Origin of the sequence: Cellulomonas hominis, assembly GCF_901521055.1 — a bacterium.
Lineage (GTDB): Bacteria > Actinomycetota > Actinomycetes > Actinomycetales > Cellulomonadaceae > Cellulomonas > Cellulomonas endometrii.
Genome location: NZ_CABEGA010000024.1, coordinates 17,344 through 28,075 on the forward strand (window position 1 = coordinate 17,344; position 10,732 = coordinate 28,075).

Genomic DNA, 10,732 nt, shown 5'->3' on the forward strand with positions numbered 1-10,732 from the left:
CCTCAGCGGTCCGAGCCGTAGACGCCGCGCGACTGGTCGCGCACCATCTCGCCGCCGGACAGCTCGATCACGCGCTTGCGCATCTGGTCGACGATCTCGTCGTCGTGCGTCGCCATGACGACCGTCGTCCCCGTGCGGTTGATCCGGTCGAGCAGGCGCATGATCCCCAGGGAGGTCGTCGGGTCGAGGTTGCCGGTGGGCTCGTCGGCGAGCAGGATCGACGGCCGGTTCACGAAGGCGCGGGCGATGGCCACGCGCTGCTGCTCACCGCCGGACAGCTCGTGCGGGCGCCGCTTCTCCTTGCCGGCCAGGCCGACCATCTCCAGCACGTCCGGCACGGTCGTGAGGATGTGGTGCCGCGGCTTGCCGATCACCTGCAGCGCGAACGCAACGTTCTCGAACACCGTCTTGTTGTGCAGCAGCCGGAAGTCCTGGAACACCGCGCCGATCTGCCGGCGCAGGTGCGGGACCTTCCACGACGACAGGGTCGTCAGGTCCTTGCCCGCGACGAAGACCCGGCCGGCGGACGGCCGCTCCTCGCGCAGCACGAGGCGCAGGAAGGTGGACTTCCCGGAGCCGGACGCGCCGACGAGGAACACGAACTCGCCGCGCTCGACGTCCAGGGAGATCTGGTCCAGCGCGGGGCGTGCGCCGCGCGCGTAGACCTTGGTGACGTTCTCGAATCTGATCACAGGCTTGAGGCGGCCAGAGGTGGGGGACGGGAGGGTGTCGTGCAGTCCTGGCCGCGTCGAGAGTAGGCAGCACGCCGCCGTGACCTGGCCGTGACACGCCGCCCGCGGACCTGTGAGTCCGGCCCGCCGGGGGCCAAGCCGTACCCTTTGCCCGGTTTTGCCCGGCTCAGGCCCGCGCGAGCCGGCTCAGACCCCGCTCAGTTCTGGGCGTTGCGGCGCCAGCGGATGCCGGCCTCGATGAACCCGTCGATGTCGCCGTCGAACACCGCGGACGTGTTGCCGACCTCGTGCTCGGTGCGCAGGTCCTTGACCATCTGGTACGGGTGCAGCACGTACGAGCGCATCTGGTCGCCCCACGACGCCTTGATGTCGCCCGCGAGCTCCTTCTTCTTCGCGTCCTCCTCGGCCTTGCGGACGAGCAGCAGGCGGGACTGCAGGACGCGCAGCGCGGCGGCGCGGTTCTGGATCTGCGACTTCTCGTTCTGCATCGACACGACGATGCCGGTCGGGATGTGCGTCATCCGGACCGCGGAGTCGGTGGTGTTGACCGACTGGCCGCCGGGCCCGGAGGAGCGGAACACGTCGACCTTGATCTCCGACTCGGGGATCTCGACGTTGTCGTCGCTCTGCTCGATGAGCGGGATGACCTCGACCGCGGCGAACGACGTCTGCCGGCGGCCCTGGTTGTCGAACGGGGAGATCCGCACCAGGCGGTGCGTGCCCGCCTCGACCGACAGGTGGCCGAACGCGTAGGGCGCCTTCACCTCGAAGGTCGCGGACTTCAGGCCCGCCTCCTCCGCGTAGGAGGTGTCCAGCACCGACGTCGGGTAGCCGTGCCGCTCGGCCCAGCGCAGGTACATCCGCATGAGCATCTCGGCGAAGTCCGCCGCGTCGACGCCGCCGGCGCCCGCGCGGATCGTCACGACGGCCTCGCGCTGGTCGTACTCGCCGGCGAGCAGCGTGCGCACCTCGAGCTCGCCCAGGTCCTTGCGGATGCCCACGAGCTCGGCCTCGGCCTCCGCGAGGGTGTCGGCGTCCCCGCCGTCCTCCGTCGCCATCTCGACCAGGGTCTCGAGGTCGTCGATCCGCCCGCCGATCCGGCTGACGCGGTCCAGCTCGGACTGCGACGCGGAGAGCGCGCTGGTGATCTTCTGGGCGGCGTCGGGGTCGTCCCACAGGTCGGGCGCGGACGCCTGCTCCGAGAGGTCGGCGATCCTCGCGCGCAGGGCCTCGGGGTCGGACACCGCCTGGATCGACTGCAGGGTGCTGCGCAGGTCGCGGATCTCGGCGGGGAAGTCGGTGGCTGCCACGACGGTCCAGGCTACCGGCTGCCGCGGGTGCCCACGAGCAGAGTGCCCCCGGAGCGCACCGAGCGGGCGCCGGCACCCCCACCCGCAGCCACTACGGTGTGAGCGTGAACACGCCTGCCGCACCCGCACCCTCCGGACGCCAGCACCACCTCGCGCACGGTGAGCACCGCGCGACGATCGCCGAGGTGGGTGCCAGCGTGCGCACCTACGCCGTCGGCGGCCGCGACGTCGTCCTGCCGTTCGACGAGAGCGAGCTCGCGCCCGCCTTCTCCGGCGCCGTCCTCGCGCCGTGGCCCAACCGGTTGCGCGACGGGCAGTACACGTGGGACGGGACCGAGCACCAGGTCGCCGTGACGGAGCCCGACCGCATGACCGCCCTGCACGGGCTGGTGGCGCAGGTCCGGTTCGAGAAGGTCGCCTCCGAGGCCGGCGCCGACGGCGACACCTCGGTGACCCTGCGGCACGAGCTCGTGCCGACGCCCGGGTACCCCTGGTCGCTGCGGGTCGACGTGACGTACGCGCTGTCCGACGCCGGGCTGCGCGTGCACGTCGCCACGACGAACCTCGACGCGACCGCGGCCCCCTACGGCATCGGCTTCCACCCGTGGCTCTCCCCCGGCGACGCCGCCGTGGACGAGTGCACCCTGCGCGTCGACGCGGGCTCGCAGGTCACGGTCGACGAGCGGCTGCTCCCGACCGGCACCCGCGCGCTGTCCGGCGCCGAGGACCGCCGCACCCCCCAGCCGCTGGCCGGGGTCGCGCTGGACGACGCGTTCGTGGACGTCACCCGGGACGCCGACGGCCTGTCCTGGATCGTGCTCGGCTCCCCTGACGGCCACGGCGCCGCGATGTGGATGGACGGCTCGATGGACACCTGGCAGGTGTGCACGGGCGACGGCATCCCGCTGATCCAGCGGCGCGGCGTCGCGGCGGAGCCGATGAGCTGCATCGCGGACGCGTTCCGCACGGGTGAGCGCCTGGTCCGCCTGGAGCCGGGTGCGACGCACGAGGTGACCTGGGGCCTCACCCTCGCCTGAGCCCCGGCACCCCCCGGACGCGAGAACGGCCCCCGCCTCGTCGAGGCGGGGGCCGTTCTCTACGTGTCGGGGGTGCGTGTCAGGGGCTGATGTCAGCCGTAGTACTCGCCGTCGGCCATGACGCCCTTGGTGTACTCCCAGTGCCAGCGCTCGTACGGGCCGCTGCCGCCGGGCTGCGCCCAGGCCGGGTTCTCCCAGCCGAAGACCGGGGCGTTCTCGTTCAGCCACTCCCACTGCGCGCCGGTGGTCTGCGAGCTGCACAGGTCGACCGCCAGGCCCCAGCCGTGGTTGCTGCGCCCGGCGGGAGCGGCGAGGCCGCCCTTCTGCGCCTTGACCGCGCGCTGCTCCGCGAGCGTGCGGTAGCCGCTGGACAGGCAGAGGTCGGTGCCGAACCGCGTGACCCACATCGCGTTGAGCTCCGCCAGCGCCTCGGCGGCGTCGGCGCGCAGCTCGGTCCCGCCGTCCCACAGGTAGCAGAGGTCGGACTGCGGGAGCTGGCCGTTCGCGGAGCCGGTGCCGGCCTCGCCGTCGCAGCCCGGCAGGATCTCGCGCTCCTCGCTGCGGCTGACGCCGAGCTGGGCGCGGACGGCCGTGGCGTCGCTGGACAGCAGCGAGGCGGGCGGGAGGACCGACGACGCGGACGACGTCAGCGCCTCGACGGTGTCGGGCAGCGTGGCGTCCGCCTGCGCGTCGCTGACCCGGTCGTCGCTGCGCGCCGGGCCCTGCGAGAGCGGGATGGCGACGGTGACGGCCGCGAGCGTCACGAGCACGCCGGCGCGGGTGCCCCAGCGCGCCAGCGGGTTGCCGTGCCGGCGGGCGGCGGGGTCCGCCGGGAGGACGGGGGTGTCGGTGGCCGTCGCGACGGCGCGGACGCCGGAGGACGCGCGGGACGCCTCGCGGAGCTGGCGCCGGGTAGGGGTCGCCGTGGCAGCGGGCTGCACGCGGTGCGACGCCACGGAACCTCCGGGTGCTGGCTTGCTGACGAGGGCTGCCGCCCCGGTCGGCGGGCGCGCGACTGCGCTGCTGCCGGCGTTCCGGGGAGGACGATCACGAAACCATAACGGCACGACAGCGGCCCGGCCAAGCCCCTCCGGGCCCGGTGGCTGACGCATCATCGGCGTGTCGGCGCAGTTCACCCTGCTGGGCCACCCGGACGTGTGACGAAAGTCCCACCCCGCTGGGCCGACCGGGTGGCGCGCACGCCACCCGGCCGCGCGCTCAGCGGCGGAACGCCCCGCGCTGCATGGCGTCCCGGACCTCGCCCACGAGCTCCTCGAGGATGTCCTCCAGGAACACGACCCCGACCGCCCGGCCGTCGTCCTCGACGCGGGCCAGGTGCACGCCGGAGCGCTGCATGGCCGCGAGCGCCTCCTCCACCTCGTCGCCGGGGGCCACGACGGCGAGCGCCCGCACCCGCCACGTCGGGACGGGCAGCCGCCGCGACTCGTCGTCGGCGTACAGGACGTCCTTCACGTGCAGGTAGCCGGTGGGCGTGCCCTGGCGGTCGACGACCGGGAACCGGCTGTAGCCGGTGCGCGCGACGAGCCGCTCGACCTCGTCCGGCGTGACGTCCACGCCGACCGGGACCAGGTCCGCCACGGGGACCATCACGTCGGCAGCGGTCCGGTCGGAGAACTCCAGCGCGCCGGACAGCAGGCCCTGCTCGTCGTCCAGCAGCCCCTCGGCCTGGGACTGCTCGACGATCGACTGCACCTCCTGGGCGGTGAAGGCGGAGGCCACCTCGTCCCGCGGGTCCACCCGGAACAGCCGCAGCACGTGGTTCGCCACCCAGTTCAGGGCGAAGATGATCGGCCGGACCACCCGCGCGAGCCACACGAGCGGCGGCCCGAACACGAGCACCGCCCGGTCCGGCCCGGACACGGCGAGGTTCTTCGGCACCATCTCGCCCAGCACCACGTGCAGGTACACCACGACGAGCAGGGCCACCACGAAGGCGATCGGGTGCGTGAGGCTCTCGCTGACGCCGAGGGCGTGCAGCGGCGACTCGATCAGGTGGGCGATCGCCGGCTCGGCGACCAGGCCCAGGCTCGTCGAGCAGACCGTCACGCCGAGCTGGGCGCACGCGAGCATGAGGGAGACGTGCTCCATCGCCCACAGCACCGTCGCGGCGCGCCGGTCGCCGGACTGCGCGAGCGGCTCGATCGCCGACCGTCGGGCGGAGATGATCGCGAACTCGGCCGCGACGAAGAAGGCGTTGCCGGCCAGCAGGGCGACGGCGAGCACGAGGGCCACCTCGGGGCTCATGCGCGCTCACCCCCCGCCCGGGTGTCCGAGTCGGCGGCGGCGCCCTCGGGCTGCACGACCACGCGCTCGACGCGGCGGCGGGTCATCGACTCGACGCGCAGCCGCACGTCGCCGGCCCGGACCTCGTCCCCCGGCTGCGGCACCCGGCCGAGCGCGGCCATCACGAGGCCGCCCAGCGTCTCGTAGGGACCGTCCTCCGGCACGATCAGCCCGGTCACCTCGGTGAGCTCGTCCGGGCGCAGCAGGCCCGACACCACCCAGGCGCCGTCGCCCCGGCGGGAGGCGGCCGTCCGCCGGCGGTCGTGCTCGTCCGCGACGTCGCCGACCAGCTCCTCGACGACGTCCTCCAGCGTGACGACGCCCGAGGTGCCGCCGTACTCGTCCACGACGACGGCCATCTGCAGGCCGTGGTCCCGCAGCTCCACCAGCAGCGGGCCCAGGTGCACGGTCTCCGGCACGCGCGGCGCCTCCACCATGAGCGCGGCGGCGGGCACCTCGCCCCGGCGCTCGTGCGGCACGGCGATGGCGCGGCGCAGGTGCACCAGGCCGACGATGTCGTCGGAGTCGTCGCCGATCACCGGGAACCGCGAGTGCCCCGTCTCCCGGGACAGGCGCACCACCTCGTCGGCGGTGTCCTCCCGGCGCAGCACGACGACGCGCTGCCGGTCGGTCATCACGTCGACGGCGGTGAGGTCGGTGAACTCGATCGAGTTCGTCAGCAGCGTCGCGGTGGTCTCGTCGAGGGTCCCGACCTGCGCGGAGCGCTTGACCAGCGCGGCGAGCTCCTGCGGCGACCGGCCGCCGGACAGCTCCTCGCGCGGCTCGACGCCCACCCGGCGCAGCAGCGCGTTGGCGCTGGAGTTGAACAGGGTGATCAGCGGGCGCAGCGCGGTCGTGAACCCGGCCTGCAGCGGCGCGACCCACCGGGCGGTGCCGAGCGGCCGGCTGATCGCGAAGTTCTTGGGCACCAGCTCCCCGAACAGCATGGAGAACCCGTTCACCAGCACGAGCGTGAGCACGACGGCCACGACCCCGCCGGCCGCGGCGCCGAGGAACGAGTCCCGCAGCGGCTCCGCGAGCAGGCGGTTCACGGCGGGCTGCGTCGTGTAGCCGAGCAGCACGGTGGTGACCGTGATGCCGACCTGGGCGCCGGACAGCTCGGTGGACAGCCGGCGCAGGGCCTTCAGGACGCTCTGGCCGCGCCGGTCGTCGGGGCGTGTCTGGCCCTCGACGACGCCCGGGTCGAGCGTCACCAGGGAGAACTCGCTCGCCACGAACACGGCGGTGCCGGCGGTGAGCGCCACGCCCAGCAGGACGAGCAGCCACTCCGTCAGCACGGGTCACCGCCGGGTCGACGGCCGCGCGCGGGGAGGATCAGGAGGCAGTGGGGGCCGGCATGGTCGCCCCCGGGCTCGTCGGCCCGGGGAGGACGCCGGCAGCGACTTGAGCTGCTCATGGTGGCGCAATCATACGAAACCTCCACACGTCCGTCCTACGCTGGCGGGATGACGTTCGCATCCCGCCCCGGCGCCGCCGCCGGCAGCCCCGCGGCCACGCCGGGCGCCACGTCCACCACCGTCCTCGTCGTCGAGGACGAGCCCGCCATCGCGACCGCCGTCGCGCGCCGGCTCGCCGCCGAGGGCTACCAGGTCGAGACGGTGGGTGACGGCCTCCAGGCGGTCGACGCCGCCGCGCGCCTGACCCCCGACGTCGTGGTGCTCGACGTGATGCTCCCCGGCATCGACGGGCTGGAGGTGTGCCGCCGGATCCAGGCGGAGCGCCCCGTGCCCGTGCTGATGCTCACGGCGCGCGACGACGAGACCGACATGCTCATCGGGCTCGGCGTGGGCGCGGACGACTACATGACCAAGCCGTTCTCCATGCGCGAGCTCGTGGCGCGGGTGAAGGCGCTCCTGCGCCGCCAGCAGCGCGCCGCGCTCGCCGCCGAGCTGGCCGCCGGGTCCGCCGAGACCGAGCCGCCGGTGGCCGTGGGCGACGTCGTGATCGACCGCGCCCAGCGCCGGGTGCACCGCGGCGGGCAGGAGGTGCACCTGACGCCGACCGAGTTCGACCTGCTGCTCGCGCTCGCCGCCAGCCCCCGGACCGTGCTCACCCGCGAGCGCCTCCTGGCCGAGGTCTGGGACTGGGTGGACGCCTCCGGGACCCGCACGGTCGACTCGCATGTGAAGGCCTTGCGCAGGAAGCTCGGGTCCGACCTGATCAGGACCGTGCACGGCGTCGGGTACGCCCTGGAGCCCGCCGGCGGGGCGGGCAACGGGTCGGCGTGACCGTCCCCCGGCACCAGCGGTCGCCGCGGATGGCGCGGCTGCCCGACGTCCGCCCGCTCGACCGGCTCCGCTCCATCAAGATCAAGCTCGGCGTCCTGGTGGCGGCGGCGGTGTTCGTCGCGGCGTCGCTCACCTGGATCGGCCTGAACAACGCGCTCGGTCCGACCCGGACCTTCCCGATCGTCATCATCATCGCCCTCGTCATGACGCAGGTGCTCGCGCGCGGGATGACCTCGCCCCTGCGGGAGATGACCGCCGCGGCCCGGGCGATGGCCGCCGGCGACTACAGCCGCCGGGTGCAGGCGACCAGCCGCGACGAGGTCGGGCAGCTCGCCACCGCCTTCAACCGGATGGCGGACGACCTGGAGCAGGCGGACACCGTCCGGCGCGAGATGGTCGCGAACGTCTCGCACGAGCTGCGGACGCCCGTCACCGCGCTGCAGGCCCAGCTCGAGAACATCGTCGACGGCGTGAGCGACCCGGACCCCGAGGCGATGAAGGCCGCGCTCGCGCAGACCCAGCGCCTGAGCCGGCTCGTCGCGACGCTGCTGGACCTGTCCCGGCTGGAGGCCGGCGCCGTCGACCTGCAGGTCACCGACGTCCCGGTGCAGCAGTTCCTGGAGGAGGCCGCGCAGGAGGGCCGCCTGGTCGGCGCGTCGAAGGACCTGACCTTCCCCGTCGTCGTCGACCCGCCGAACCTCACCGTGCCGGCCGACCGCGAGCGCCTGCACCAGGTGATCGCGAACCTCGTGCAGAACGCCGTGCGGCACTCCCCCCGCGGCGCGCCCGTCCGCCTGGAGGCGCACCGCGCCGGCGGCTGGGTCCGGTTCGACGTGGTGGACGAGGGCCCCGGCATCGCCGCCGACCAGCGGCAGCGCGTCTTCGAGCGGTTCGCCCGCGGCAACACCCCGGCGATCACCGGCCAGATCTCCACCGGCGGCACGGGCCTCGGGCTGTCGATCGTCCGGTGGGCCGTCACGCTGCACGGCGGCACGGTCGAGGTCGCGGACACCGACAGCGGCTGCACGATGCGCGTGATGCTGCCGTCCCGGCGGCAGACCCGGCCCGCCACCGGGGCCTTCTGACCCGTCGCTCCCGCCGTCCGACCGGCGCCTGCCCGGTGGCCTCCGCCTGGCGGCGGACCGGCCGCCGGGCAGCGGTTCCGTCTCGCGGCGGATCCGCCGACGGGCCGCGGGCTCCTAGGGTCGAGGCATGCCACCCGACGCAGCGCACGCCATCGAGGTCAGCCACCTCACGAAGACGTTCGGCCAGGTCCGGGCCGTCGACGACCTGAGCTTCACCGTCCGTCCCGGGCGGGTCACCGGGTTCCTCGGCCCCAACGGCGCGGGCAAGACGACGACCCTGCGGATGCTGCTCGGCCTCGTCTCCCCCACGGCCGGCTCGGCCACCATCGGCGGCCGCCGGTACACCGAGCTCGACCGCCCGATGCGCACGGTCGGCGCCGCCCTCGAGGCCGCCGACTTCCACCCCGGGCGCACCGCCCTGGACCACCTGCGGGTGTACGCCCCGCACGCCGGCGTGCCGGACGCCCGCGCAACCGAGGTCCTGGACCTGGTCGGGCTCGGAGCGGCCTCCCGCCGGCGGGTGGGCGGGTTCTCGCTCGGCATGCGCCAGCGGCTCGCCCTCGCGACCACCCTGCTGGGCGACCCGCCGGTCCTGCTGCTGGACGAGCCGGCGAACGGCCTCGACCCGGAGGGCATCCGCTGGCTGCGCGACCTGCTGCGGGCGCTCGCCGCGCAGGGCCGCACGGTGCTCGTGTCCTCCCACGTGCTGTCGGAGGTGCAGCAGACCGTCGACGACGTCGTGATCATCGCCGGCGGCCGGCTGGTGCACGCCTCCACCCTCGAGGAGCTCGGCCGGCTCGCGGAGCCGCGGGTCCGCGTCGCCTCGCCGGACGCCGCCGCGCTCGACGCCCTCGTGGCGCGGGCCGGCTGGCAGGTCCGGGACGGGGCCGCTGCGGTCCCGGGCCGCGCGGAGCTCGTCGGCACCGACGTCGCCACGGTCGGCCACGCCGCGTACGCCGCCGGCCTCGAGCTGCACGAGCTGGCCACGCACGAGGTCGGCCTCGAGGACGTGTTCCTCCGCCTCACCGCGCCCGCCGCGGTCGCTCCCGCAGGCGCGCACACCGCTCCCGCCGCCGCCCCGACCGCCGCCGGAGGTGCGCGATGAAGGACACCCTCGTCTCCGAGTACCGGAAGATCATCACCACCCGCACCTGGTGGGTCCTGCTGATCGTGATGGTCGTCTACATGGCGTTCATCGGCGGCATGCTCGCGTTCGCGTTCACCTTCGACGGCGCGGACGTCAGCGGCGCGGGCGGCGAACCGGTCGCGATGGACCCCGAGGCCGTCGCCACGGCGGTCTACACGCTGCCCGCGTCGTTCGGGTACGCGCTGCCGCTGCTGGTGGGCGTGCTGTCGGTGACCGCCGAGTTCCGGCACCGCACCCTGACCCCCACGCTGCTCGCGCAGCCCGACCGGAACCGGTTCGTGGCCGGCAAGCTCCTCGCGGGGCTCCCGATGGGCCTGCTCTACGGCGTGCTCGGCACGCTCGCGACCGTCGGTGCCGGCGTCGCGGCGTTCGCGTTCACCGACGCGCCGACCCTGCTGGACGACGGAGGCGTGTGGGCGATCATCGCCCGCACCGCGCTGGCCCTCACCGTGTGGTGCATGGTCGGCGTCGGGCTCGGGTTCGCGATGCCGAACCAGGTCGTGGCGATCGTCGTGGTGCTGGCGTTCACCCAGTTCGTCGAGCCGATCCTGCGGCTGGTGCTCACGCTCAACGACGCGACCGCGGGCATCGGGCGGTTCCTGCCGGGTGCCGCGGGCGAGGCGATCAGCGGCGGGTCGTTCTACTCGGCGACGGGCTCGGGCGACATCCTCGGCCCGGTGGCGGGCGCCCTGGTGCTCGTCGGATACGCGCTCGTGCTGGCGCTGCTCGGCCGGCTGACCACGCTGCGCCGCGACATCACCTGATCGCGGGCGGCAGCCGCACGCCCCCGTCCCCCGTGCCGTCGTGCCGGGTGGCGGGGGCGTGCGCGTCTCTCCCGACCCCGCCATGACCGAGTTGACCTGCGCCAGAACCCCCGCGGACGCATCCATGGGGCGGCGGACACCCCC

10 protein-coding genes are annotated in these 10,732 nt (G+C 74.3%); 5 read left to right on the forward strand and 5 right to left on the reverse strand.

The genetic code is table 11. The annotated features are described in order from the left end of the window. Window positions 1-2: 2 nt before the first annotated feature. Together ftsE and prfB are read right to left on the reverse strand one after the other, a co-directional pair. Window positions 3-692 (reverse strand): cell division ATP-binding protein FtsE, encoded by a 690-nt coding sequence (gene ftsE / locus KJP73_RS06835; RefSeq protein ID WP_213282045.1) that lies wholly within the window; start codon window positions 690-692, stop codon window positions 3-5. Between the two features lie 197 nt (window positions 693-889). After that, entirely contained in the window at window positions 890-2,002 is a 1,113-nt protein-coding gene (prfB, locus tag KJP73_RS06840; RefSeq protein WP_213282046.1) for a peptide chain release factor 2, read from the reverse strand. Window positions 2,003-2,106: 104 nt separating this feature from the next. Here prfB and KJP73_RS06845 point away from each other — a divergent pair, with 104 nt between their 5' ends. Further along, window positions 2,107-3,039, forward strand: a complete 933-nt coding sequence (locus KJP73_RS06845) for an aldose 1-epimerase family protein (RefSeq protein WP_213282047.1) — start codon at window positions 2,107-2,109, stop codon at window positions 3,037-3,039. Between the two features lie 92 nt (window positions 3,040-3,131). On the opposite strand, the gene KJP73_RS06850 is transcribed toward KJP73_RS06845, so the two are convergent. The 3 genes from KJP73_RS06850 to KJP73_RS06860 all read right to left on the reverse strand — a co-directional run bounded on the left by KJP73_RS06850 (window position 3,132) and on the right by KJP73_RS06860 (window position 6,641). After that, window positions 3,132-3,995, reverse strand: a complete 864-nt coding sequence (locus tag KJP73_RS06850) for a M15 family metallopeptidase (protein WP_213282048.1) — start codon at window positions 3,993-3,995, stop codon at window positions 3,132-3,134. Window positions 3,996-4,257: 262 nt separating this feature from the next. Beyond that, complete coding sequence (locus tag KJP73_RS06855) at window positions 4,258-5,304, reverse strand: hemolysin family protein (RefSeq protein WP_213282049.1); 1,047 nt, start codon at window positions 5,302-5,304, stop codon at window positions 4,258-4,260. After that, window positions 5,301-6,641 carry a hemolysin family protein gene (locus KJP73_RS06860; RefSeq protein ID WP_213282050.1) on the reverse strand — a complete coding sequence of 447 codons (1,341 nt, stop codon included), beginning with the start codon at window positions 6,639-6,641 and terminating at the stop codon, window positions 5,301-5,303. Before KJP73_RS06860 ends, KJP73_RS06855 begins: the two co-directional genes overlap by 4 nt. 168 nt (window positions 6,642-6,809) lie before the next feature. On the opposite strand from KJP73_RS06860, the gene KJP73_RS06865 reads away from it, so the two are divergent. The 4 genes from KJP73_RS06865 (at window position 6,810) to KJP73_RS06880 (ending at window position 10,588) form a co-directional block, all read left to right on the forward strand. Then, window positions 6,810-7,592 carry a response regulator transcription factor gene (locus tag KJP73_RS06865; RefSeq protein ID WP_213282051.1) on the forward strand — a complete coding sequence of 261 codons (783 nt, stop codon included), beginning with the start codon at window positions 6,810-6,812 and terminating at the stop codon, window positions 7,590-7,592. 29 nt (window positions 7,593-7,621) lie between these two features. Beyond that, complete coding sequence (locus KJP73_RS06870; RefSeq protein ID WP_213282078.1) at window positions 7,622-8,677, forward strand: sensor histidine kinase; 1,056 nt, start codon at window positions 7,622-7,624, stop codon at window positions 8,675-8,677. A gap of 127 nt (window positions 8,678-8,804) precedes the next feature. Then, window positions 8,805-9,782 (forward strand): ABC transporter ATP-binding protein, encoded by a 978-nt coding sequence (locus KJP73_RS06875; RefSeq protein WP_213282052.1) that lies wholly within the window; start codon window positions 8,805-8,807, stop codon window positions 9,780-9,782. After that, on the forward strand, window positions 9,779-10,588 hold the full coding sequence (locus KJP73_RS06880; RefSeq protein WP_213282053.1) for an ABC transporter permease: 810 nt from the start codon (window positions 9,779-9,781) through the stop codon (window positions 10,586-10,588). Before KJP73_RS06875 ends, KJP73_RS06880 begins: the two co-directional genes overlap by 4 nt. Window positions 10,589-10,732: the final 144 nt, after the last annotated feature.